This window comes from Psychrobacter immobilis (assembly GCF_003148585.1).
Lineage (GTDB): Bacteria > Pseudomonadota > Gammaproteobacteria > Pseudomonadales > Moraxellaceae > Psychrobacter > Psychrobacter immobilis.
The window spans coordinates 1-24,461 of the sequence record NZ_QGGM01000018.1 but is presented as its reverse complement, the minus strand read 5'-3'; the positions used below and the strand labels follow the sequence as shown (position 1 = coordinate 24,461).

The window sequence follows — 24,461 nt, the reverse complement described above, 5'->3', positions numbered from 1 at the left end:
CTTATTTCACTTCTGGCTGTTGATTGGCTGCCGCATCAATGACATCGACACCAACCGCCTGCGCGATCTTTTGATCAAACTCTGGACGGAAATATTTAATCGCACTCATCAGTGGTTCCATCGCACCCGGCGCATGTGCACAGAATGTTTTACCAATCCATAAGTCACGCGTGAGGCCTTCTAGTTTTTCTACATCACCCACTTGCCCTTCACCATCATTAATAGCGGTAAGCAATTTGACACCCCAAGGCAGACCGTCACGGCATGGCGTACACCAACCACAAGATTCACGTTGAAAGAAAATCTCGAGATTACGAACGAGCGGCACCATATCTTGTGCTTCATCCACGACCATAATCAGCCCAGTACCCATACGGCTACCGGCTTTTTGAATGGTGTCAAAATCCACGACCACATCTAAATGCTCAGTGGTTAAAAAGTCAGTAGAAGCACCGCCCGGTAGCCAAGCTTTGAGCGTTTTGCCATCGATCATACCACCCGCTAAATCTTCAATGATTTCGCGTGCCGTATAACCAAACGGTAATTCCCACAGGCCTGGATCGTTAACTAAGCCTGAACAACCGAACAGTTTGGTACCCGGTGTCTGGCTCTTGCCTTTGATATTAGATAATGACTGATACCATTCGACTCCATGGTTTAGAATGGCTGGCATGTTACACAAGGTTTCAACGTTATTGACGACTGTTGGACGACCCCATGCGCCAGAGATTTGCGGGAAAGGTGGTTTGGTACGTGGGTTAGCACGGCGACCCTCCAAGCAATTAATCAGTGCCGTTTCTTCACCACAGATATAGCGGCCAGCGCCAGTATGCACATGCAGATTAAAACTAAAATCTGAGCCTAAAATATTCTTGCCCATGAGATTGTTAGCCAAGCATTCTTCGATGGCAGCGACCAAACGCTGGGCGGCTAAGATATATTCACCGCGGATAAAGATATAACCGTCAGTCGCACCAATCGCATGTGCGGTAATCAACATACCTTCAATCAGTTGAAGCGGTAGACGCTCCATCAATAGACGGTCTTTAAAGGTGCCCGGCTCCATTTCATCAGCATTACAAATGAGATAACGCGGTAGACCATCTGGCGGTGACATAAATGTCCACTTCAAGCCAGCATTAAAACCTGCACCGCCGCGACCTCTGACGTTAGCGGCTTTGATCATGTCACCGACTGCTTTAGGCGATTGACCCAAAGCTTGCTTCAATCCAGTAAAGCCTTTTAACGACTCATAAGTGGCCAAATCTAGTACGGCATCATGATACGCTAGACGCCATGTTAGCGGTTTGGTTTCACTAGTCGCGGTGGCTTTATCACCATAAATTGGAATGCGCTGCTCATTAAGCTGGCTTGGTGCTTTGCCTTGACTACGTTGAGCAATCTGCTCTGAAAGCGTTAATCTCATGCGTATAGCTCCAATAATTGCGTGACTTCTTCAGGCTGAACAGGACCATACGTGTCTTCGTCAATCAACACAGCAGGGCCTTTGTCACAGTTACCTAAGCAGCAAATTGGCAATAGCGTAAAACGACCATCAGCCGTTGTCTGACCATACTCAATACCCAGCTGCGATCTGATTTCAGACGATAACGCCTCATAGCCTGTCAAAAAACAAGCCACTGAATCACAGATAAGGATGACGTGGCGACCGACAGGCTGACGATAAATACGGTTAAAGAAAGTAGCAACCCCGTCCATATCTGACATCGGAATGTCTAGAATATTGGCAATGGCATTCACTTGTGCGTCATCGACCCAGCCGTTGCGCTTTTGCACAATCTTTAGCGCATCGAGCGAAGCAGCACGTGCTTGTGGGTAATGGTGCATAAACTCATGAATAGCCGCAATTTCCTCGCTAGTGAGGATGCTTGCCACATCTACTTTTGGCATTTTGTCGGAAACAATTTTCATAGTCTTCTATCTGTCCTCACTCATCACGCTTTATCAGCTAATAGCGACAGTCTTATAAGTGTCGCTACATGGCAAGATATCAGCATTTTGGTGTGCCATTTGGCAATGATATATTGATAAACGTATTTCTTTAATAACGATAATTTTCTGATCAAAGCATTAGAATAAAGTATTAGCGATCATAGTACTAACGATCACAGTCGGCCATCACGATATCAATCGATGCCAAATACATAATGGCATCAGAGACGAGCGAACCATTAATCACCGATGGCATCTGCTGCAAATGCGCAAATGTCGGCGTACGAATACGGGTACGATAGCTCATCGTCGCCTTATCCGAGGTGATGTAATAGCTGTTGAGACCTTTGGTCGCTTCTACAATCGTCGTACACTCACCCGCTGGCATCACAGGACCCCAAGATACTGAGATAAAGTGATTAATCAAGGTTTCAATATCGTTTAAGGTACGGTCTTTCGGCGGCGGTACGGCGAGTGGATGATCGGCTTTATAAGGGCCTTGTGGCATATTGTCCATACACTGGCGAATAATACGTAACGACTGACGCATCTCTTCGACTTTGACCATACAGCGATCATAAGCGTCACCGTTATAACCGACTGGCACTTCAAAATCGTAATTTTCATAGCCCATGTATGGACGTGCTTTACGCAAATCAAAGTCAACGCCTGTCGCGCGCAGACCAGCGCCCGTCACGCCCCAAGCAAGTGCTTGCTTGGCATTGTACTGAGCAACGCCTTGGGTACGACCTTTTAGCACGCTATTTTGCAATGCCGCTTTGACATATTCGTCCAAGCGTTTTGGCATCCAATCTAAGAACTCACGAACCAGACGCTGCCAGCCACGTGGCAGATCAGCAGCCGTACCGCCGATACGGAACCAAGCAGGATGCATACGATAGCCAGTCACGGCTTCGATGACGTCATAGGCTTTTTGGCGATCGGTAAACATATAGAATACCGGGGTCATGCCGCCCGCATCCTGAATGAACGTACCGACGAATAGTAAGTTATTGGTGATACGGAAAAACTCGCTCATCATCACGCGGATGGTCTCAGCGCGCGGTGGAATCGTAATTCCTGCCAGCTTTTCAACCGACATGATGTACGGTAGCTCATTCATCACACCGCCGAGATAATCGATACGGTCGGTATAAGGAATAAATGAGTGCCAAGTTTGACGCTCAGCCATTTTTTCTGCACCGCGATGGTGATAGCCGATATCAGGGATACAATCGACGACTTCTTCACCATCAAGCTGTAGCACAAGTCTAAAAGCACCGTGAGCAGAAGGATGGTTAGGACCGATGTTCAAGAACATAAAGTCTTCATCACGACCTGAACGCTTCATGCCCCACTCTTCTGGGACAAAACGCAGGTTTTCTTGCTCATATTGTTGCTTGGCGGTATTTAAGAAATACGGAGTAAATTCAGTCGCACGCGCATGATACTCTTTGCGCAGTGGATGACCTTCCCAGTACTTTGGTAATAAAATGCGGGTCAAATGCGGATGACCGGTAAAGACAATACCGAACATGTCCCACACTTCACGCTCATACCAGTTGGCATTTGGCCAAATCTGGGTGGCGCTCGGCACATTGACATCGTCTTCACTCAGCGCGACTTTAATACGTACGTCACTATTACGCTCAAGCGACATGAGGTGATAAAACACCGTAAAGTCACTGCCAGGTAAGCCTTGGCGATGCTGACGTAAACGCTCATCTATCGCTGACAAATCAAATAGCATGACGTATGGCTGGGGCAATTTACGCAGGTATAGAAGAATATCCAGCAAATCAGCACGTGCCACCCAAACCGTTGGAATCTCATCCACAGTGTGCTGCACGACAAACTTACCGGCATACTTCTGCTCCAGCTCGGTGATAACCGCTGGAACAGGCTTAATGTTAGGATCTATGTTTTCGACTACCGTGACCATGAATGATGTATTCCTTCATTAATCATCATTGAGCTATGTTGAGCCTAACCGAGCTATATTAATCATAACTGAACCATGTTAATCATAACTGAACTACGCTAAACATAAGCGAACTACGATGAATATATGCGTACTGAGCACTTTTACGGATTGTGTATGATTGAGCCAAACTAAAACATGATATAGCCAAATAATTGATGCCTAATATGCTGTTTCTCACATGCAGTTTGGCTACAGGCTCGCTGATTAAATACTGTCTGGGCTACGCAAGTTTTTCACAGCGATACGATCTGCTTGCTTACGGTCACGCTCAGGCGTCATTTGTGGCTGATAGATACCCTGATCATTGACATGAATACCTAGCGGGCGACGCTCTTTAGTAATCGACTCTTGCAGCAACATTAAGCCTTGGATCAACGCTTCTGGACGCGGCGGACAACCGGGCACATAGACATCAACAGGAATAATTTTATCCACGCCTTGCACGACCGAATAGATATCATACATACCGCCCGAATTGGCACAGGCACCCATCGAGATAACCCATTTTGGCTCAAGCATTTGCTCATAAAGGCGCTGAATAACCGGTGCCATTTTAACAAAACAAGTACCAGCGACGATCATCACATCCGCCTGACGGGGCGACGCGCGGATAACTTCGGCACCAAAACGTGACAAATCATGAACGGCGGTTAAGGTAGTGGCATATTCGACATAACAGCAAGAGGTACCAAAGTTAAATGGCCAAAGTGAGTGCTTGCGCCCCCAGTTTGCTGTTGAATGGACGAGGTCTTCGAGACGACCCATAAAGACGTTTTTATTCACTTCGTCTTCGATTGGATCATTGACCGTTTGACTGGTCTGTGCAGGGTAGACATCTGCATCAGGGTTGGCTTTTGTTAATGTGTATTTCATAACATACAACCTTTATATTAGGCGAAGCGCAGCAATCATCTTGCTTCCGCTATCGCCTTAACTTCTATTATTAATAAGCGACCATTTTACAGTAACGTGCCACAAGACCGTCAAAAGCGATTAGCGTTTGACTTTGTCTTGTTGCGCAGATGTGGCAAAATCCATGGAAGTCACATTACCAGTAGTATTAATATGATCGATATTTTGCAAGTGACGACGGTTGGTCTCGATATTGTTCGAGACATTAATCTGCCCTGAAGACTGGGCTGGTATCTTGCCAGTTGGATCGACCATCAGCTCATCAACGCCATCAAACTGCGTAATATCTGCCAAATTAAAACCTGCCGGAGCTGCATATAGACGTGGTTGCTTGCGGCGCTTGTCCGATGGTGCCCAATTCATCGCACCCAGACTGAGCTCGTATACCAAGCCTATGATCAAGATGGTAATGAATATCGCGGCAGCGGCGAAGCCCAACCAGCCTGCTTCACGTACTGAAACGGCATAAGCGTATAAATATAGCGCTTCTAAATCAAAGATAACGAAGAAGATTGCCACCAAATAGAATTTGGCAGACAAACGAATACGGGCGTTGCCAGCTCCGACAACACCCGCTTCAAATACTTCTTCTTTTTGTGAGCCTTGAGAGCGACCGCCAAGCAAACGCGGCACAACCAGCATAAAGACCACTAGCCCAATGGCGGCTAAGATAAAAGCAATGGCTGACCAATTAAAAGCAGACATGATAATACGTGCTCCTCACCCAATCGAGTGTCAAGCGCAGCGCGCATACTCACAAACTATAGAGTGGTAATAGCGACTGGCATAACGCAGACGAAAACACAAAGTAACTGCCATTGGGTCTTAATAACTCAATGGCTCATATAGATACTGTGCTGGTAATAACCAATTATCAAGCTTATTGACGACGATGTCAGACATGACCAACTATAGATACTCCGATATATAACGGAGAAAGGCTGGTCGCCTAACGCATCTTCTAACAACGTAAGATCAACGTATTAAATCAATATCATATTCGATAGTTTATTTAATTGATTTAATAGCTCATTACACGTGGTCAACAATGACGAGACAACTGGCATAAATTATTTACGTACTATACGCATATCAGTGCCTAAAAGCTAGTTTTTAACTGTATTGAACGGTCACTTTATAGGTGAAAAAAACATGTTTTTTTTGCCATAAATTATGATATAGACGTTACCTTATATTAAGCCCAAATCCATATTTTTGAATGGACGCTAGTATATATATAGTATAAGTCACGAAAAATTAACGCTTTTTTACTGGGTGCCGATCCTTGAACTCCTCCCCAATGTGACGGTTTTTGCTTTATAATAACCCGCCTAATTGCATGGTAGTATCAGCGGCTGTTTTAACGATGGCTCTCTTGATTAATTGTCACAAAATATTAACGGTCATGATCGTGATTAGCGGATAGGTTGATTAACCTTATCGACGCCATGTTTTGATATTGAGATGATGCAACCAACTATAATGCTATGTTGCCATTTTGCGCTATCGATCTGCCTCATACGTGCTGTTTTTATCTCACTGAGCAACGCTTGATATCAACACTCGCCTTTTTTGCTTTCTTTTTGCTTTTGTCTTACAGGTCACCTTATGAGTCAACTTAATCCCAAACAACAAGAAGCGATGCTCTACGTATCCGGTCCATTACTTGTGCTAGCAGGTGCCGGCTCCGGTAAGACATCGGTGATTACCCGCAAGATTGCGTATCTAATCGAAGAATGCAACATGCCAGCCGAGCGCATTACCGCGGTGACTTTTACCAATAAAGCGGCGCGCGAGATGAAAGCCCGTGTCAGTAAATTGCTGCCGAGTGAAAAAACTCGCGGGCTGACGGTGTCTACCTTTCACCAATTTGGGCTACAGTTTTTGCGTTATGAGTTGATTCATACCCCGCTCAAGGGTAACTTCTCCATTATGGACAGCGACGACAGTAAGCGTTTGCTGATGGAGCTGATGATGCGCGACAATTTAAGCGGCGCTGAAAGTCGTGAATTGGTCGGCAAAGCCATTAAAATGATTTCTGACTGGAAAAACGATCTGATTGAGCCGGATAAGGCGATGGAAACCTTAGACGATCCAGAAGACATGATCTTCGCTACCCTTTATGCCTTATATGAGCGCAATTTGCGTGCTTATAACGCCGTTGATTTCGATGATTTGATTGTCCTGCCGACCAAGATATTACGTGAAAACAGAGAGCTGCGCGATAAATGGCAAAACCGTATTCGTTACTTACTCGTCGATGAATATCAAGATACCAACACCGCCCAGTATGAGATGATTAAATACTTAGTCGGACCGCAAGGGCGTTTTACCGTCGTGGGCGATGACGATCAATCTATCTATGCGTGGCGCGGTGCAAAACCGGAAAACATGGCGCTACTCAAAGAAGATTTCCCAAAACTCAAAATCGTCATGCTTGAGCAAAACTATCGCTCGACCACGCGTATTTTGACCTCTGCCAACGCTGTTATTACCAATAACGAGCATTTATTTGAAAAGAAACTCTGGTCAGATAAAGGTCAAGGCGAAAAAATTCGCATTATTAACTGTCGTAATGATGATGATGAGTCTGAGCGTGTGGCAAAAGAGATTGTCACTCATAAACTGCGTTTCGGTAATGAGTGGGAGCAATATGCCGTTCTTTATCGCAGTAACTTTCAGGCGCGCATGCTAGAGGCGCAGTTGCGTCAACTGCAAGTGCCCTATAAGTTGTCGGGTGGTCAGTCGTTCTTTGCGCGTAGTGAAATCAAAGACATCATGGGCTATCTACGTTTGATTCTGAACCCTGAAGACGACAGTGCGTTTTTACGTATTATCAATACGCCTAAGCGTGGAATGGGGCCAGCAACGCTAGAGAAGTTAGGCTTATTTTCACAAGAGCATAGCATCTCGCTACTCGCTTCTTGTACGCATGCAGGGCTCGCGCATGTTTTACCGTCGAAGGCTTATGGTACGATAAAGGAGTTCGGTGAGTTTATTGAACATTATACGCGTGAGCTCGATCAGCATCCTGACCCTGTGCCTATCGTCCGCCAAATGATTGATGAAACGGGTTATATCGACTTTGTGCGTAGCGACGCCAAAACGCCGCAACAAGAAAAAAACCGTATCGATAATATTGATATGCTCTACACTAGTATTCAATCACTAATTAATCGCGCCGAAGAAGACGAAGATCGCACCATTGATACCATCATTCGTAAGCTGGTGTTGCTGGATATGCTCGAGCAACAGCAAGAAGAAGAAAATACCAACAAGGTTAACTTGATGACCTTGCATGCAGCAAAAGGTTTGGAATTTGATTTTGTGTATATCATGGGGCTTGAGGAAGAAATGCTACCGCACCGCAATTCTATCCTAAGCGAGACGGTCGAAGAAGAACGGCGCTTGATGTATGTGGGCATTACTCGTGCGCGTCGAGAGCTGACATTGACGCTAGCGACTCAGCGCCGTGCGGGCGGTCAGATGCGTGTCACTTCTGAATCGCGCTTTTTAGATGAGTTACCAGAAGAGCATATCGACTGGCCAGCCAAGGTGAAAAAGAAAAAAGCGACTAAAGACCCAGAAGCCGTTGCTGATGAATACTTGGCTAATATTCGCGCTTTATTGGGTAATCGTTAGCGTTAGGCTCAACGCTTGAGAGCATCACCAGTTAGCGACATGAGAAATTAGCACTTATTCGACATTTTAGTGTTTGTTATTATTTATACTTTCTAAAAACTTTGGAACCTTTATGCCTACCCCTATGCCTGATCAGGAACGACCATCTACGCTACAGGGAGATTACAATCCAGCAGAGTATAGCGGCGAATATAAGCTTCTATACCTGCAAAGTTTGGTTGCTGACAAGGCATACGAGGCGATTACTGAGTTTTTAGACAAGCAGTCCAAATATGAGATTGCGAGCCTATTAGAATCGTTCCCTAGCCAAAATCGCTTATTGATTTGGGCACAAGTACCAGAAAACATCAAAGGCGAAGTGCTTGCCGAGTTAGAGTTTGATACACGCCAGCCGCTGTTAGAAAACGTCTCATCGAAAGATATTTCCTTATTTACCCAAGACCTTGATGCGCAAGACATCTCTGAGATTTTAGACACCGTCACCGAAAGTGTGCGTACCTCGGTGATGGCAACCTTGGATGAAGACATCCGAGTGCAGGTCAATAAGCTCGATACCTATGCTGACTGGGAAGTCGGTCGTTACATGGATCCTGACCTCATTCAGATTAGAGATGATATCACTCTTGCAGAAGTACAAAACTGGCTACGAGAAAATGACGATTTGCTCGATGATGAAAGCCAAGAGCTGCTGGTCGTCGATCAAAGCCAACAATTACTCGGGCTGCTCAGTCTGGTCGATTTGATTAAACATGATCAAACTACTTTAGTCTCAGAATTGATTGATAACGCCATCACCATTAATGATCGCTTAGACATCCAAGATGCTGCAGCGATTTTCCGCTCAGAGGACATTCGTTTTGCCCCCGTTATTAATAGCCATGGTGAGTTGGTCGGTCAGTTAAATGGCGAGGACATCATGGAAATTATCCAAGATGATGTCGATAGCACCATGAAAAACCTCGCGGGTGTCAGCCAAGATGAAGAGCTGTTTGCGCCTATTTTAACCAGTGCCAAAAGCCGCAGTATTTGGTTAGGCATTAACCTGTGTACCGCCTTATTAGCGGCGGCTGTGATTGGTCAGTTCGAGGCGGTACTGGCAAAAGTGGTGGCGCTGGCGATACTCATGCCTGTGGTCGCAAGTATGGGCGGTATTGCTGGGTCACAAACTCTGACAGTGGTTATTCGTGGTATGGCAATGGGTCAAATCGGTGGTTCCAACCGTTTATGGTTATTAAATAAAGAGCTGTGGGTTGGCGCGATAAACGGTATCATATGGGCGATAATCATGGCGATTATTGCCCAACTATGGTTTCATGACATTAAAATCAGTGCCGTCATTGGTTTTGCCATTGCCATTAATATGACTGCTGCTAACGTTTCAGGCATTAGTATTCCACTGCTCCTAAAACGCATGAATATTGACCCTGCCCTATCCGCCTCGGTTATCTTAACCACTGTGACGGATATCGTCGGCTTTATGTCATTCTTAGGCTTGGCGAGTGTGTTGATACTATAATCACATAGCCAACGTTCAAACAATATTATTTAGAAACTATCCAACCGTTAAGTGAGTGCGTTATGCAAGCTGTACAAGTTAAAGTATTAAACCCTAAAATTACTGAAGATAAAGCGTTCTCGTTACCGACACGCGCCACTGATGGCAGCGCTGGTATCGACTTGCGCGCTTGTATTGATGAGCCATTGACGATTAAAGCAGGTGCCACGCACTTAATCGGTACTGGTTTGGCGGTTTATATCCAAGATCCTAACTTTGCAGGGATGATTTTACCACGCTCAGGTCTTGGTCATAAGCACGGTATCGTCTTGGGTAATTTGGTTGGCTTGATTGATGCCGATTATCAAGGTGAGCTGATGGTCAGTATTTGGAATCGTAGTAATGAAGACTTTGTGTTGAATCCTGCGGAACGTATGGCACAATATGTCGTCGTACCCGTTGCCCGCCCTGAGTTTGAAGTGGTATCAGAATTTAGTGATACCAGTGCACGCGGTGCAGGCGGCTTTGGACATTCAGGCCGCCAATAATCAGTTATCATTACTGATTTACCATGTTAATTATCTTTTAGTCATCACAAAATCACCATCACGTGAATCACGCCATAAGGAGAGTAAGCGATGCCGTCTTTTGCTGCGCAGCAATGCTTATTTCGTGCTTATGATATTCGTGGTTCACGCCAGCATTTTACCACTTACTTTATTCAAGCATTGGGCAAGGCATTTGCTCAGCTTTATAGTGCCACAGATTGCAACTCAACCGCAGCTCCTGCCAAAGCCTGCCTGCCAAAACCAAGTATTGACCGTAAAAGAACCGTCATTGTGCTTGGTTATGATGTGCGTCTCGGTAGTGATATTATCGCTCAGAGATTGGCTGATATACTGACTGAATATGGCTTACAAGTTATCCAGCTGGGGTTAATTACTACCCCCATGATGGTTTTTTGGGCAGAGCAATATTCTGGTCATGGCATCATCGTTACCGCCAGTCATTCTGCTAAAGACATTTTAGGTATCAAATGGTTGGTCAACCATCAATCTCCGAGCCATGCAGAGATTCAGTTGCTTTGGCAAAAAACACGGTCTACCTATGCTTGCCACCTCAATCACGCTCAAGCACAGGTTGATGCTCAAAATACGCTGAAAAATACAACTGCTAAATCTATTTGTAATCAGCCGTTTAATTTATCTGATACACAAGTCGCGACGACTTATATTGAGGCTATCGCTCAAGTCTTTAAGCAAATCCATCCCGGTAATAAACCACTTCTCAAAGATAACCAACAACCATCTGGCACCCTTGATGTAGTGGTCGTCATAGACTGCATGCATGGGGCGACCAGTAATATCGCCCAGCGTTTATTTGAGCATTTTTGCCAGCAGGTCATCATGATTAATGACACCGCAGATGGCAGTTTTCCCTCTGGCAATCCTGATCCTACTGAACCACACCGTCTTAAACAATTACAGCGAAGTGTGCGTCAACATCAAGCAAATATAGGTATCGCTTTTGATGGCGATGGCGACCGCTTAATGATCGTCGATAATAGCGGTAAAGTTGTCACGCCCGATCACTTGCTATATTTATTAGCACAAGTGGCGCTGACCGAACACCCTGAAACGCTGTGTTCTAAAAGTCCAAGCCATTCACAACTGCCTTTTCAAATCCTTTTTGATATTAAATGCTCCCATCATCTACTGAATCTCTTGTCTGAGCTTGGCGCAACACCTGTGCTCAGTAAAACGGGCAGCAGCTTTATGCGCCGACAGATGCAGCAGTCTGCTGGTCAAATTGTCTTTGCGGGTGAATTGTCAGGGCATTTCATATTTAACGATAGCCGCTTTATTATCTATGATGATGCCATGTACGCAGCCTTGCGATTGCTGCATTGGCTAACGGCTTACGATGCTCACGGTAAAAAATCTCTGACTGATATTACAGAGCAATTGCCTGCTATGGTCAGTACAGCGGATCATTATTTGCCGATGCCTAAAACCCTTAAAAAAGACGATACTATCGTCGAGCAGCTGACTAAATTTTGTCAGTATTTACGCCAACTCGTAGAAGCGACTGTAGCAAAAGATTCTGCTGATCATTGGATAGCTACTAGCCAGCCATCGCTTTGCCGTTGTTCGATGAGTCGGCAATATATGACGTCCAAGCAAGCCAAATGCTTATTGCCAGTGGGGACGAAGCTGAGCTGTATTGATGGCGTGCGTTTAGATTTCGCCCATGGTTTTGGGGTGCTCCGCCAATCAAATACCAGTCACAATCTTACCGCACGCTTTGCTGGTGATAGCATAGAAGACTTACGCGACATCCAAGCAAAATTTGCCGCTTTATGTCGCCCATTTGATAAAAAACTGGCGGAACAAATTGTCGCTATTCCTGCCGAATAGTTTTGAGCAAAATAGTTACCGTCAAAGTAGTTGCTGTCAAATAAAAATATGACTTTTTAATACCATAACTTAGGAGTTTATAATGACGCTTAATTTAGATGATGCCAAAAACACTGCTGAAGTATTGACCACAGCGCTGCCTTATATCCAGCGCTTTGTCGATAAGCTTATCGTGGTCAAATACGGTGGCAATGCGATGACGGACCCTGAGCTTGAGAGCTCATTTGCCCGCGACATCGTTTTGTTAAAAACTGTTGGCATTCATCCCGTGGTCGTGCATGGCGGTGGTCCACAAGTGGATAATTTATTAAAAGAGTTGGGGCGTCAGTCAGACCGTATCGATGGTATGCGCGTCACCGATAAAAGCACCATGGATATTGTCGAGATGGTCTTGGGTGGTAGCGTCAACAAATCTATTGTTAGCTTAATCAACAAGCACGGTGGCCGCGCTATCGGTTTGACGGGTAAAGATGCCAATTTAATCCTAGCCAAAAAACTGATGATGGAAAAAATTGGCGCAGATGGGATTGCTGTGCCCGTCGATTTAGGGTTTGTCGGTGATGTGGTCAGTGTCAACAAAGACGTGATTAACATGCTCATTGCCTCTGACTTTATTCCCGTCATCGCGCCACTTGGGGTCGATAGCGAAGGCAATACGTACAATATCAATGCCGACTTGGTTGCAGGTAAAGTAGCGGAATTTTTACAAGCTGAAAAGCTCATGCTTCTAACCAATATCAAGGGTGTGCTGGGTCGTGACGGCGAAGTCGTGACTGGACTCACGCCAAAGAAAGTCGACAGCCTCATTGAAGACGGCACTATCTCAGGCGGCATGATTCCCAAAATCCAATGTGCACTTGATGCGGTACGTAGCGGCGTAAAAAGCGCGGTGATCGTCGATGGTCGCGTGCCTCATGCCACGCTGTTAGAGATTTTTACCAATGAAGGGGTTGGTACATTAATCAGTCGTGATTTAGGTTCATCATTGGCCGAGTAGCAGGAGTAAATCATGGCATTATGGCTTTGGTGTCTACTTTTTATCTTAGAAAGCCTGTATTGCTGGTGGATTATTGGCTATGGTGGCGCAAAATGGATAGAAGGGTGGAAGTCATTTTTCCTCATTGAGTGGTTTGCTCTAGATTGGAATGCTGAACAAATTCGCTTTTACGTCTTGCTTATATGGCTCGCAAGTGTGATTTGGTTTATTTTAGGTGTTATAAAGCCCGAGCTAAGAGGTTCTTAGCTCGGGCTTTATTGATGGTAGCCGTATTCTTTTACGAAAAAACTTTATCAAAATCAGCTTCATCATAACCGCATAGTAATATATTCTTATTTTTATCAGTCAGTTCACCTTCAACTATCGGACGCTTAATCATGCTGGTATTTTCTAGGAGCAAATCAATGGCGTTATCTAGACTAGCATCAGCCGCTTGCTTTTGACTGTCGTCTAGTTTGCGCCATGTTGTGCCGCGCTTATTGAGCACTTTATCAATGCCTAATTCATCTACCCAACGCTGAACGCTATCTTTATCGATACCTTGTTTTTTATAATCATGAAAATCATAGCTGATACCTAGATCGTCTAGTTTGGTAAAGGCTTTTTTCATGGTGCTGCACGATTTGATACCGTAAATAGTGATGGTCATAAAAACTCCAAATCAATGATCATTATTCTGTTTATTATACCTAAGCCTATGGGTATTTGGTTTATGATAACCAAAACATTAAAAACCCGCTCAAATTTTCGAATTTGTATTCTTCGTCATGCGTAAACGCCCTATCATATCATCGCAATTTTTGCCAAATTACGCTATGCTATGGCATTGTGAAATTTCACCCAATTTATTCGTATTAATCAATCTCGAGCCAACTATGAGCAATACTGTGACATCTGACCAAGCTGAAAACAATCATTATAACCCACAAGCGATAGAAGCGGCGCAACAAGCCAAATGGGCAACTGACAAACGCTTTGAAGTGAGCAATGAGCCAAGCGATAAGCCAAGTCGCTATATGCTGTCGATGTTCCCTTACCCAAGCGGTAAGCTGCATATGGGTCACGTGCGTAACTATACGATTTCTGATGTACTGAGCCGTTACTATCGCCTCAAGGGCTATGAAGTCATGCAGCCTATGGGCTGGGATGGTTTTGGCTTGCCAGCAGAAAACGCGGCAATTGCTAATCAGACGCCACCTGCCAAATGGACGTTTGCCAATATTGACAGCATGCGCGCGCAGCTTAAACTGCTTGGCTTATCAATCGACTGGTCACGTGAATTTGCCACTTGCAGCCCTGAGTATTATCAGTGGGAGCAATGGTTGTTTTTACAGCTATACAAAAAAGGCTTGGTCTACAAAAAACTGTCAACAGTCAACTGGGATCCTGTTGATAATACCGTCTTAGCCAACGAGCAAGTCATCGATGGTAAAGGCTGGCGTAGTGGCGCTGCGGTCGAAAAGCGCGACATCCCAATGTATTACTTTAATATCACCGATTATGCTGACGAATTGCTCGATGATTTGGATCAGTTAGAAGGTCACTGGCCATCAGAAGTATTGACTATGCAGCGTAACTGGATTGGTCGTAGCGCAGGCATGGAAGTACACTTCCCTTATGAGCTTGCTGGCGAGACCAATACGTTAGATGTGTTCACTACTCGCCCTGATACTTTAATGGGTGTGACTTATGTGGCGGTCGCGGCCGAACATCCGCTAGCGCAGTATGCGGCTGAGCATAATGAAGCGATTGCGCAATTCTGTGCGCTTTGCAAAAAAGGCTCAGTTGCAGAAGCAGACCTAGCTAAAGCTGAAAAAATCGGCATGGCTACTGGTCTTACGGTCACGCATCCACTCACTGGCGAAGAAGTGCCAGTATGGGTTGCCAACTATGTGCTCATGAGCTACGGCTCAGGCGCGGTGATGGCTGTCCCTGCTCATGATGAGCGTGATTATGAGTTTGCGATTAAATACAGCTTACCCATCAAACAAGTCATCGATATCCCTGTTGGCTATTTCGATGCGTTAGAAGCAGATGCAAAGGCGAACGATACTGAGATTAATCGTGCTTATACCGAACGCAAGACTTTGGTCAATTCAGGTGAATTTGATGGGTTAGACTTTGAGCAAGCGTTTGAAGCCATGCTGACCAAACTAGAACCACAAGAGCTTGCTAAGAAAAAAATCCAATACCGTCTCCGTGATTGGGGTGTTTCTCGCCAGCGTTATTGGGGCTGTCCTATCCCAATGGTTAACTGTGAGCATTGCGGTACTGTGCCTGTCGAAGAGCAAGATTTGCCCGTTGTCTTGCCGACTGATGTCGTTCCTGATGGTCGCGGAAATCCGTTAAAAAACATTCCAGAGTTTGTCAATACGACATGTCCTAAATGTGGTAATCCTGCTGAGCGCGAAACCGATACCTTTGATACCTTTGTGGAGTCAAGCTGGTACTATGCACGCTTTGCAAGCCCAAATGATGCGCAAAGCATGGTCAATAAATCTGCCGCCAATAAGTGGCTGCCTGTCGATCAATACATCGGCGGTGTTGAGCACGCGGTGATGCATCTACTCTATGCACGCTTCTTCCATAAACTGATGCGTGATGAAGACTTGGTGTCAGGAAATGAGCCGTTTGCTAATTTGATGACGCAAGGCATGGTATTGGCAGGGACATTCTATCGCCTAAATGCGGATGGCAGTACCACCTACTACTTTGCAGAAGACATTGATATCGACTATGACGAACGTGGTCAACCGATTAAAGCCATCTTAAAATCTGATGGGCAGCCCGTGACCATTGGCAAAATCGAAAAAATGTCTAAGTCAAAAAATAACGGTGTCGATCCGCAAATTACCATCGATAAATACGGCGCTGATACCGTTCGTCTCTATACGCTCTTCACCGCACCTGCGGATCAAACGCTAGAATGGTCAGATGATGCGCTCAAAGGCCCTTATAACTTCGTCAAAAAAGTATGGCGTATTGCTACTGAACACATGCAAGCGCTTACTGCCGCGAACCTAAGTATCGAGACGCTGAACAATGAAGCTTTGAGCACTGATGGCTTAAGCAAAGAAGCCAAAAACTTACGCCGTAAAACCCATGAAACCATTGCTAAAATTGATAGTGATTTGGGTGATCGTTTGGCATTGAACACGCCTGTATCAAGTTTGATGGAGCTTGCCAACGAGCTGACTGGCTTTAAGGCCAATAGCAAGCAAGACCTACAGGTACAGCATGAGGCATTGACGGATCTGCTGATTATGCTATCTGTATATGCGCCGCACATTGGTGAACATTTACTTGAGCAATTGGGTTTAGATACCGTTACCTTGAATTATCCAGAAGTTGACAAAAGCGCTCTGGTACAAGACATGATCACGATGGTGGTACAGGTCAATGGTAAAATGCGCGGTAAAATGGACGTAGCCCCAAATAGCGATCCAGAACAGCTAAAAGCACAAGCACGTTCAATGGAAAGTGTGGCAAAATTCTTGACTGGCGACATCAAAAAAGAAATCGTCGTCCCTAATAAGCTGGTAAACATCGTGGTGGTAGGATAGATTTTTTAGGCTCAGTACTTTTTATTAGTTTAATGATTAGTCTGAGCCTTTTTATAATATTAGGATAGCGATTATGTCGTATAAATATCGAGCAGGTCAGTCACCCAAAGCCAGCTTAAGCAAAAAAGACGCTTTTGCTAAAAAATCAAACGGACAAAAACTGGCGGCGGCTTTTCTGACTGCCCTGCCAATGTTTACGCTACTAGGTGCAACGGCAGCTATTAGTGGCTGCGGCTTTCAATTACGTGGCTATGATGCGCCGATGCTGCTTGATGTCGCCAAAACAGCCGTGATTCTCGAAGACAATCGCACCTCATTTCCGCTTAAGCTGCCATTGACAAGACGCCTAAAGACTTTAGGTGTTGATGTCATTGACAACATGACAGCAGCTGATGTTGCGAACAATAACAAACAAGCAAGTGCTGAACCCATTGCCGCTATCACCATCAATAACGTCCGTTTTAAGCGTTATGAGCTGGTCGGTGTCTTGACAGAGATACGCTTGGTACTTTCAGCAGATGTCAGCTATCAGACCATGGAGAATGGCAAACCAATTACGCTAAGCAACCCTATCCAAGTCGAGCGTAGCTATCAATATAATGAAGCATCGGTGAGCACTGATGATCAGCAAGGCGATCAAATTCGTGACTGGCTCTATGACAGTTTGGCACGCCGAATTACTGATCAATATGTCGCCATCTCCCTACCAAAGGTCAGCTCTTCTGGAGTCAGACAATCTGTGCAAAGCGGTAATGGCTCAACATCGATCGCGGTGGTGGTGCCAAACCCATAGTTTATAATGCGCAACACATTCCACGTTTATTTTCATCAATCTGTGTACTTATTACCCTATGCAAGATACCTTTATACAAGCCTACCCAAAGCTACTACAGCCTTCCGTTGCAGTCGCGGGCTTGTGGCTGGCGCATGGTGATGAGCCACTACTCAGTCAATGGCTCATCGATGCCCTGCGACCACATTGGCGCGCGCAGAATTACGCGATTAAGCGTATTGAGCTGATATCAGTCAAGAGCTGGCAAGAAGTATTGTCAGAGCTTGGTAGCCAGTCTTTATTTGATGATGCCAGTGCACTCATCGTGACAGGCAATCATAAGCCCGACAAGGCGGTCATCACTGAGTTAGAACACTTTGCCGTTGAAGCTCAAACAGGGACGCACAGTCATAGTTTATTGTGGCTCACGCCCAAACAAGACAAACGAGCGCAAAGCAGCAAGTGGTTTACGCCATTTGCTCAATATGGTCATGTCATTGATTGCAATTTATATAATGAGCAGCAACGACAGCAGCTACTGCAAATACAAGCTCAGCAGTTTGGTTTACGGCTGTCTCAAGAGGCGTGGCAGCTGCTTATGTCGCATACTGAGCACCATCTGCTAAGCGCTTATCAGACCTTATGGCGGCTCTCCTACTTATTTGCGCCGCAGTTAGTCGCTAAGAATATTGAGGCTAGTCAACAGGCTGATCACTCTACACAACTCCCGAACAATGTTGCCTTAGACATTAAGGATCTACAAGCCGCGTTGGTCAGTGATGCACAATTTAGCGTCTTTGATTTATCGGATGCCATGCTTGCCGGTAACAGCGCGCAAGTCGCTAAAATCATGTTTCAGCTGAAAGCCACCGACGAGCCAACCACCTTGGTATTATGGGCGGTTAGTAAAGACATGCGACAAATTATGCAGTTAATGGATGGGCAAGATCCGCAAGCGCTTGGTATTTGGCGTAGCAAACAAGGGTTGTACCAGCAAGCTTGCCGTCGCCAGTCAAAAGCGCAAACGGCTGAATGGCCTGCCCTGCTTTATAAATGTGACCAAGCCATCAAAGGCCTCGTGCGTCAGCCAGCGTGGGAGTTATTATTGCAAGCAGCGCTTGAGTTATCAGGTAAGCGGCTATTTACTGCACGATAAATAGCAATTTTTCTTAGTATACGTCAACGTCTTCATTACTTGCGTAGTCGATTTTTAATCCCCTCCTATTATGATGGCATCCTATCTAAAATTTAATTTTGATAACTTTCAGCGCAGTGCTTGGTCTCCTTCCATAAAAACCACCTTAACCTTTCGTAAACTAATTTCCGTTCCCTTTTGCAGGTGAAGTCTCTACTATATCTACACTTGATTTAATTGTAATTGGATTGTTGTCATGCGCAAAATAAGCAAAAAGTCTGCTATCAAATGGGGTGTCATCGCCTTAATCATCGTAGCATTAGGGGCTTTGGCCTATACTTTTTTAAAACCAGAAGAAGAAAAACCCAGTTATTTAACCGCACCTGTTGAGGTTGGTGATATCGAAAACAATGTCATGGCATCAGGTAAAGTTAAAGCACTTAATACCGTTGATGTCGGTGCACAGGTTTCTGGTGAGGTCACAAACCTCTATGTAGAAGTGGGTGACGAGGTGAAACAAGGCGATTTGATTGCACAGATTGATCAAGTGACTCAGAAGAACAGCCTGAGCAATGAACAAGCCAGCCTTGAGCAAAGCGAAGCCGCGCTACAAAGTGCGCAAGCAGAATCGTTAAGCAAACAAGCTAGTCTAAAAAGTGCTTATGCTGATCTTGCCAGCCGTCAGTCTGAGCTTAAACAAGCACAGTCTGATTTTGCACGCCTGCAAGGACTACTCGCTATCGATGCGATATCACAACAGGATTACGATACACAGGCAACAAAAGTTCAAACAGCGCAGGCAGCGGTCGCCAATGCACGCGCTGCTATTGATACGGCAAAAGCCGCCATTGCAACAGCCACTGCAAACATTAATAGCCAACAAGCAGCATTACGAAAGTCTCAAACCAATGTCGCAACGGCTCAAGAAGACCTTAGCTATACAACGATTCGCGCACCAATATCAGGTACTGTCGTCTCAGTGACCACAGAGCAAGGCACGACGGTCAATGCCAATCAAACAGCCCCGACCATCGTAACTTTAGCAGATTTGTCTACTGTTAGAATCAACGCACAAATCTCCGAAGCCGATGTTATCAATGTCAATGCTGGTATGCCCGCCTACTTTAATATCATCGGTAATCCAGACCAACAGTATGATGCGACACTGACAGCTATTGAGCCGGCACCTGAGGAAATTAGCAAGACCAGCTCAACCGATTCTGCGATCTACTATGTTGGCTATGTTGAAGTAGCTAACCCTGAGCGATTATTTCGTATTGATATGACCGCCCAGATTTATATCATCATCGATCAAGCCAAAGACGCGTTGCTTGTGCCATCAGCAGCCATACAAGAAAGACCCGCGAGAAATCAAACTGAAGGTCAAGCAAAAACCAGCAAGGTTGTACGCGTACTAAATGATGACGGCACAGTAGAACCTCGCACAGTAGAAGTGGGCATTGATAACCGAGTAAATGCGCAAATTTTAAGTGGTTTAAAAGAAGGTGAGCAAGTCATCATCGGCGAAGGTAGTGCCAATGCTTCAGGTAAAGGTGGTGGTCGTACTCGTATACCTGGTGGTACTCCAAGGATGTAATTAATTCTTTGACTATGTTAACGATAAAAGGGCTTGAGCAACTTAGCCCTTTTCTCACGACACTCACTATCTTTGATTAAAGACATTGCTATGACTATATCTCAATCTACTAAACAGCCGACTGACAGCACTAGTGCTCCGATAGAAACCAACTCACCGAATAATATCAATACTGCAGCTACCGCTGACAAGCCAATTATGGAGCTGTCGGGTATTATTCGAGAGTTTGCTGCCGGCGAGCAAACCATTCGCGTATTGCACGAGGTTAATTTAACGATTAATCAAGGTGAAATGGTTGCGATTATCGGGCAATCTGGCTCTGGTAAGTCTACACTAATGAATATCTTGGGTTGCTTAGATCAGGCGACAGCAGGTGACTATAAGATTTATGGCCAATCAGCAAACAAGCTAGAGGCAGATGAATTGGCTGAGTTACGCCGAGAGCATTTTGGCTTTATCTTTCAGCGCTACCACCTGCTTGGTGACATTAGCGCTAAAGATAACGTTGCCGTCCCTGCCGTATATGCTGGTATGAACACTGAGGCACGAATCAATCGCGCAGAAAAGCTCTTGACTGATCTAGGTCTTGGTGAAAAGGTAAATAATCGTCCTAGCCAGCTCTCAGGCGGCCAACAGCAGCGTGTTTCTGTTGCTCGTGCCTTGATGAATGGTGGCGATGTCATCTTAGCTGATGAGCCAACTGGCGCACTAGATAGCAAATCTGGCGAAGATGTGATGGCGATCTTACATGACCTAAATGCTAAAGGTCATACCATTATTATGGTCACTCATGATCCCAAACTTGCCGCCCAAGCCGAACGGGTTATTGAGCTGAAAGACGGTTACGTCATTGCTGATTATAAAACTGAGCATTATAAACCGACAACTCAACACCCAGAATCTATCCTTGGTGGACATCGTAAAAGTGCCTTCGGCAGCTTTGTGGATCGTTTGCTCGAAGCTTTTAAAATGTCCTTACTTGCCATGCGTGCACACAAGATGCGCACCTTGCTGACCATGTTAGGCATTATCATCGGTATCGCTGCGGTTGTGTCTATCGTTGGTCTTGGTCAAGGCTCTCAGCAGCAAATTCTCGCAAATATTAGCTCGCTAGGAACCAATACTATAACAGTGAATGACGGCTACCCTAGAGGCGACCCGCGACGTAAATATAATGACGACAACCTCACACCAGAAGATGCAGAAGCGGTCAGCAGTCAACCGTATGTTATCAATGTGAGCCCTCAAGTCAATACCAGCTCTAGTGTACGCTATCGCAGCGTGCAGGAAGACTCGACCATCAATGGTGTTGGTGAGTATTATCTAGAGGTCACTGGTGAGACGCTGGCATTAGGTCAAGGTTTCGATTCGCAAAGTATCGACCTTCGCAGTCAAGATATTATTATCGATGACAATGCCAAGAGTGCTTTTTTTGCAAATATAGATAACCCTATCGGAGAAGTCATACTCATCGGTAGTGTGCCTGGACGAGTGGTTGGCGTCCTTGAGGCAAGCGACAGTGGCTTTGGACCAAGTAGCACGACACCCGTCATATATATGCCTTATACCACTGTGATGTCACGTATAACTGGTAGTGCAAATATTGATAGTTTTATAGCACTGTTAGATGATAGTGTCTCATCTAGTGTCGCTGAGTCAGCTATTTCCGACATAATAGAAGGTCGCCATGGTAAAGATGATTTTAATATTATTAACTCAGATTCTATTCGTCAGACCATTGAATCAACGACAGGTACTATGACACTGCTCATCTCATCGGTTGCTGTTATCTCGTTGATCGTTGGTGGTATTGGCGTGATGAATATTATGCTAGTATCAGTCACGGAACGCACTAATGAAATTGGGGTACGTATGGCAGTTGGGGCTCGTCAAAACGATATCATGCAGCAGTTTTTGATAGAAGCCGTACTCGTCTGTATTTTGGGCGGCTTATTAGGTATTGGACTGGCCTTTGCTATTGGTGAAATCATTAATAATTTTGCTGGTGATAGCTTTAAAGTGATTTACTCATCAACCTCTATTATTGCTGCCTTTATTTGTTCAACCTTGATTGGCGTTGTCTTCGGCTTTTTACCAGCACGTAACGCCGCCAAGTTAGATCCTGTTGAAGCACTGTCTAGGGACTAAAACGTCGCGACTGACGTTTTAAATAGGCATTTACTGCCATGAAACAGCCACCAATAAGCCAAATTATATAAAAAAACGCATTTTTTCGCATTAATTGCACTTTTTTTATATTACAGGGTTGTAATTGTCCTGATAGTGTATATAATGTGCTCTCACGTTTAGGGATAGAAATTCTTTAAACGTTGAAACAAACTTAATGCCTCTTTTAATGTTGATTGACCTAATATTAAAAATTAAGTTTAAAGACATTTTTTAGATGTCTAGTTTTAATAAGTTTGCCTTCAAGGAAGCTTATCTTGTAGTAGATATAAACCTAGTAAAGGTATAGAGTTTTTAGAATTTACGAAAATGTAAATTCTCTTGCACTCAGATGAAGTACTACTTCATTTTATCTTCGCTCAGGGCCGATAGCTCAGTTGGTAGAGCAGTTGACTTTTAATCAATTGGTCCCGCGTTCGAGTCGCGGTCGGCCCACCATATTTAGTATTATGCTTGTTATGTACATTGCTCTATCAGGTATTGGCATAATAAGTAACAAAGTTTAAGAAGCTTTCTTTTAGAAAACTTCACCGAATTTACGAAGTTGTAAATTCACTTGCAGAGTTAAAAAAGCCATGCTTTTTTATACACTCTTCAGGGCCGATAGCTCAGTTGGTAGAGCAGTTGACTTTTAATCAATTGGTCCCGCGTTCGAGTCGCGGTCGGCCCACCATATTTAGAAAACCCAGTCATTATATTAATAGTGACTGGGCTTTTTTTTGTTTAAAATTTCACTTTATTTTTTACGGTTTCGTTTAAAAATAGTGAAGTCAGCGTCTTTTCGCCACAGTAGCTTATGCTTAATCGTGTCTTTAATCGTCCGTGGATGCTTGGGTGCTTGCGTAATCAGCATATCAAAAGTTGCTGCATCTATTGCCAGCTCACACCCATGCGCCATCATGACCATAGAAGGTTTTAACGCCTTTATTCTTTGTAGTGACTGAATATAGACTTTAGGATCATAAATAGGAAAAGGCGCCACAAACTTATGACGCAGTTTGATAATGAGATCGGCCGTATAGACTTGCCGACTTGGTACATGAAATAGAGACAAGTCACGATCTGTATGTCCGGGTGTTTCCAGTACTTGCCATTCATCAAATTTCGGCACACTATCCCCATCTTTAACGATAATATCAGGCGTAAGATGGGCAGGATAACACAGGTTCTTAAGGGAGCGACCTTGACGTCTCGCCACATAATGCGCAAGGTTTATATCCACAAAATGCATGGCATGCCCACCGATACCGCTATACCATTGACGCTTTTTTTCTGCTGAAACAATGATACAGCCCGTCTCTTTTCTGAATTGATGAGCGCCACCTGCATGATCAGGATGCATATGAGTGACCACGACGACTTTTAGATCCGTTATTGGTCGTTGCAACGTTGTCTTAATATAGTCTAATACCATCAGCACATCAGGGCGACACGCCCCATCTAGCAGCATAATTTTATCTGGATATACCGCAAGATAAGTACTTTGGATATATCCTTCTAAACGTACAATTTCACATAAACTCATTTGCATTCCCTGCTACATGATTGCTCACTGTTATAGTATCCCTACTATAGGAGGCGCTTTTAACGCGCCTTAATAGAATTAAGTATAACGCCCGCCATTTAACTTGTAATGACTTTGAGTGAACGCTTGTGGCTATATACGAAGGCAATGAGGTTCATAGTTATTAATAACTGCATGCATAATTTTAGGGGCTGTCCTAGATAACTAGTTCAGTTCCTGTTTAACCCATTGTTTTAGCTGGTGTAATTGACGTTTTGGATCACTGTAGTTAAAACGCCACTC

Annotated in this window: 18 protein-coding genes, 2 tRNA genes and 1 pseudogene; 13 read left to right on the top strand and 8 right to left on the bottom strand. The window is 44.7% G+C overall.

The genetic code is table 11. The features are described from left to right. Position 1 precedes the first annotated feature (1 nt). The 5 genes from nuoF to ndhC form a co-directional block, all read right to left on the bottom strand. A complete protein-coding gene (gene nuoF, locus C8D84_RS12350; RefSeq protein ID WP_087815843.1) occupies positions 2-1,426 on the bottom strand; it encodes an NADH-quinone oxidoreductase subunit NuoF in 1,425 nt (474 codons plus the stop codon). Then, the gene (gene nuoE / locus C8D84_RS12345) at positions 1,423-1,932 is read right to left on the bottom strand and encodes an NADH-quinone oxidoreductase subunit NuoE (protein WP_109592522.1); all 510 of its coding nucleotides are present in this window, start codon (positions 1,930-1,932) and stop codon (positions 1,423-1,425) included. Before nuoE ends, nuoF begins: the two co-directional genes overlap by 4 nt. A gap of 187 nt (positions 1,933-2,119) precedes the next feature. Further along, complete coding sequence (gene nuoC, locus C8D84_RS12340) at positions 2,120-3,895, bottom strand: NADH-quinone oxidoreductase subunit C/D (RefSeq protein ID WP_109592520.1); 1,776 nt, start codon at positions 3,893-3,895, stop codon at positions 2,120-2,122. A gap of 246 nt (positions 3,896-4,141) precedes the next feature. Beyond that, positions 4,142-4,810 (bottom strand): NuoB/complex I 20 kDa subunit family protein, encoded by a 669-nt coding sequence (locus C8D84_RS12335; RefSeq protein ID WP_025653094.1) that lies wholly within the window; start codon positions 4,808-4,810, stop codon positions 4,142-4,144. A gap of 120 nt (positions 4,811-4,930) precedes the next feature. After that, a complete protein-coding gene (ndhC, locus tag C8D84_RS12330; RefSeq protein ID WP_055124534.1) occupies positions 4,931-5,554 on the bottom strand; it encodes an NADH-quinone oxidoreductase subunit A in 624 nt (207 codons plus the stop codon). A 903-nt stretch (positions 5,555-6,457) separates the two neighbouring features. Here ndhC and C8D84_RS12325 point away from each other — a divergent pair. The 6 genes from C8D84_RS12325 (at position 6,458) to C8D84_RS12300 (ending at position 13,646) form a co-directional block, all read left to right on the top strand. Next, positions 6,458-8,491, top strand: a complete 2,034-nt coding sequence (locus C8D84_RS12325; RefSeq protein ID WP_087815837.1) for a UvrD-helicase domain-containing protein — start codon at positions 6,458-6,460, stop codon at positions 8,489-8,491. A 112-nt stretch (positions 8,492-8,603) separates the two neighbouring features. Next, positions 8,604-10,007 carry a magnesium transporter gene (mgtE, locus tag C8D84_RS12320; protein WP_109592517.1) on the top strand — a complete coding sequence of 468 codons (1,404 nt, stop codon included), beginning with the start codon at positions 8,604-8,606 and terminating at the stop codon, positions 10,005-10,007. 62 nt (positions 10,008-10,069) lie between these two features. Then, on the top strand, positions 10,070-10,534 hold the full coding sequence (dut, locus tag C8D84_RS12315; protein ID WP_045444733.1) for a dUTP diphosphatase: 465 nt from the start codon (positions 10,070-10,072) through the stop codon (positions 10,532-10,534). A 90-nt stretch (positions 10,535-10,624) separates the two neighbouring features. Further along, complete coding sequence (locus C8D84_RS12310; RefSeq protein ID WP_109592515.1) at positions 10,625-12,403, top strand: phosphomannomutase/phosphoglucomutase; 1,779 nt, start codon at positions 10,625-10,627, stop codon at positions 12,401-12,403. Positions 12,404-12,485: 82 nt separating this feature from the next. After that, entirely contained in the window at positions 12,486-13,400 is a 915-nt protein-coding gene (gene argB / locus C8D84_RS12305; protein WP_109592513.1) for an acetylglutamate kinase, read from the top strand. 12 nt (positions 13,401-13,412) lie between these two features. Then, the gene (locus C8D84_RS12300; protein WP_055124538.1) at positions 13,413-13,646 is read left to right on the top strand and encodes a hypothetical protein; all 234 of its coding nucleotides are present in this window, start codon (positions 13,413-13,415) and stop codon (positions 13,644-13,646) included. A 31-nt stretch (positions 13,647-13,677) separates the two neighbouring features. On the opposite strand, the gene C8D84_RS12295 is transcribed toward C8D84_RS12300, so the two are convergent. Then, positions 13,678-14,049, bottom strand: coding sequence for a Spx/MgsR family RNA polymerase-binding regulatory protein (locus C8D84_RS12295; RefSeq protein ID WP_109592511.1), 372 nt, complete (start codon positions 14,047-14,049; stop codon positions 13,678-13,680). A gap of 226 nt (positions 14,050-14,275) precedes the next feature. Between C8D84_RS12295 and leuS the strand changes: the two genes are divergently transcribed. The 7 genes from leuS (at position 14,276) to C8D84_RS12260 (ending at position 23,327) form a co-directional block, all read left to right on the top strand. Then, positions 14,276-16,963, top strand: coding sequence for a leucine--tRNA ligase (leuS, locus tag C8D84_RS12290; protein WP_109592585.1), 2,688 nt, complete (start codon positions 14,276-14,278; stop codon positions 16,961-16,963). Positions 16,964-17,036: 73 nt separating this feature from the next. After that, positions 17,037-17,756: an LPS-assembly lipoprotein LptE gene (locus tag C8D84_RS12285; protein WP_109592509.1), complete on the top strand. Its 720-nt coding sequence runs from the start codon at positions 17,037-17,039 to the stop codon at positions 17,754-17,756. Positions 17,757-17,814: 58 nt separating this feature from the next. After that, positions 17,815-18,891 (top strand): DNA polymerase III subunit delta, encoded by a 1,077-nt coding sequence (gene holA, locus C8D84_RS12280; RefSeq protein WP_109592507.1) that lies wholly within the window; start codon positions 17,815-17,817, stop codon positions 18,889-18,891. A 235-nt stretch (positions 18,892-19,126) separates the two neighbouring features. Beyond that, a complete protein-coding gene (locus C8D84_RS12275; RefSeq protein ID WP_109592505.1) occupies positions 19,127-20,467 on the top strand; it encodes an efflux RND transporter periplasmic adaptor subunit in 1,341 nt (446 codons plus the stop codon). 198 nt (positions 20,468-20,665) lie between these two features. Next, positions 20,666-22,615 (top strand): MacB family efflux pump subunit, encoded by a 1,950-nt coding sequence (locus C8D84_RS12270; protein ID WP_228244549.1) that lies wholly within the window; start codon positions 20,666-20,668, stop codon positions 22,613-22,615. A 401-nt stretch (positions 22,616-23,016) separates the two neighbouring features. Further along, positions 23,017-23,092: transfer RNA gene (locus C8D84_RS12265), tRNA-Lys, on the top strand. A 159-nt stretch (positions 23,093-23,251) separates the two neighbouring features. Then, positions 23,252-23,327, top strand: a tRNA-Lys gene (locus C8D84_RS12260). 63 nt (positions 23,328-23,390) lie between these two features. Here C8D84_RS12260 and C8D84_RS12255 read toward each other — a convergent pair. Together C8D84_RS12255 and C8D84_RS12250 are read right to left on the bottom strand one after the other, a co-directional pair. After that, positions 23,391-24,179, bottom strand: a complete 789-nt coding sequence (locus C8D84_RS12255) for an MBL fold metallo-hydrolase (RefSeq protein WP_109592501.1) — start codon at positions 24,177-24,179, stop codon at positions 23,391-23,393. A 204-nt stretch (positions 24,180-24,383) separates the two neighbouring features. Then, positions 24,384-24,461 (bottom strand): annotated as a pseudogene (locus C8D84_RS12250) (IS1595 family transposase); the annotation flags it as partial.

Bases quoted from the DNA above. Each gene is read 5' to 3' on its own strand.
- ndhC (WP_055124534.1), bottom strand. From the start codon at position 5,554: ATGTCTGCTTTTAATTGGTCAGCCATTGCTTTTATCTTAGCCGCCATT.
- nuoE (WP_109592522.1), bottom strand. From the start codon at position 1,932: ATGAAAATTGTTTCCGACAAAATGCCAAAAGTAGATGTGGCAAGCATC.
- C8D84_RS12295 (WP_109592511.1), bottom strand. From the start codon at position 14,049: ATGACCATCACTATTTACGGTATCAAATCGTGCAGCACCATGAAAAAA.
- C8D84_RS12285 (WP_109592509.1), top strand. From the start codon at position 17,037: ATGTCGTATAAATATCGAGCAGGTCAGTCACCCAAAGCCAGCTTAAGC.
- argB (WP_109592513.1), top strand. From the start codon at position 12,486: ATGACGCTTAATTTAGATGATGCCAAAAACACTGCTGAAGTATTGACC.
- C8D84_RS12270 (WP_228244549.1), top strand. From the start codon at position 20,666: ATGGAGCTGTCGGGTATTATTCGAGAGTTTGCTGCCGGCGAGCAAACC.
- nuoC (WP_109592520.1), bottom strand. From the start codon at position 3,895: ATGGTCACGGTAGTCGAAAACATAGATCCTAACATTAAGCCTGTTCCA.
- C8D84_RS12275 (WP_109592505.1), top strand. From the start codon at position 19,127: ATGCGCAAAATAAGCAAAAAGTCTGCTATCAAATGGGGTGTCATCGCC.
- holA (WP_109592507.1), top strand. From the start codon at position 17,815: ATGCAAGATACCTTTATACAAGCCTACCCAAAGCTACTACAGCCTTCC.
- leuS (WP_109592585.1), top strand. From the start codon at position 14,276: ATGAGCAATACTGTGACATCTGACCAAGCTGAAAACAATCATTATAAC.
- C8D84_RS12325 (WP_087815837.1), top strand. From the start codon at position 6,458: ATGAGTCAACTTAATCCCAAACAACAAGAAGCGATGCTCTACGTATCC.
- mgtE (WP_109592517.1), top strand. From the start codon at position 8,604: ATGCCTACCCCTATGCCTGATCAGGAACGACCATCTACGCTACAGGGA.
- C8D84_RS12335 (WP_025653094.1), bottom strand. From the start codon at position 4,810: ATGAAATACACATTAACAAAAGCCAACCCTGATGCAGATGTCTACCCT.
- dut (WP_045444733.1), top strand. From the start codon at position 10,070: ATGCAAGCTGTACAAGTTAAAGTATTAAACCCTAAAATTACTGAAGAT.
- C8D84_RS12300 (WP_055124538.1), top strand. From the start codon at position 13,413: ATGGCATTATGGCTTTGGTGTCTACTTTTTATCTTAGAAAGCCTGTAT.
- nuoF (WP_087815843.1), bottom strand. From the start codon at position 1,426: ATGAGATTAACGCTTTCAGAGCAGATTGCTCAACGTAGTCAAGGCAAA.
- C8D84_RS12310 (WP_109592515.1), top strand. From the start codon at position 10,625: ATGCCGTCTTTTGCTGCGCAGCAATGCTTATTTCGTGCTTATGATATT.
- C8D84_RS12255 (WP_109592501.1), bottom strand. From the start codon at position 24,179: ATGAGTTTATGTGAAATTGTACGTTTAGAAGGATATATCCAAAGTACT.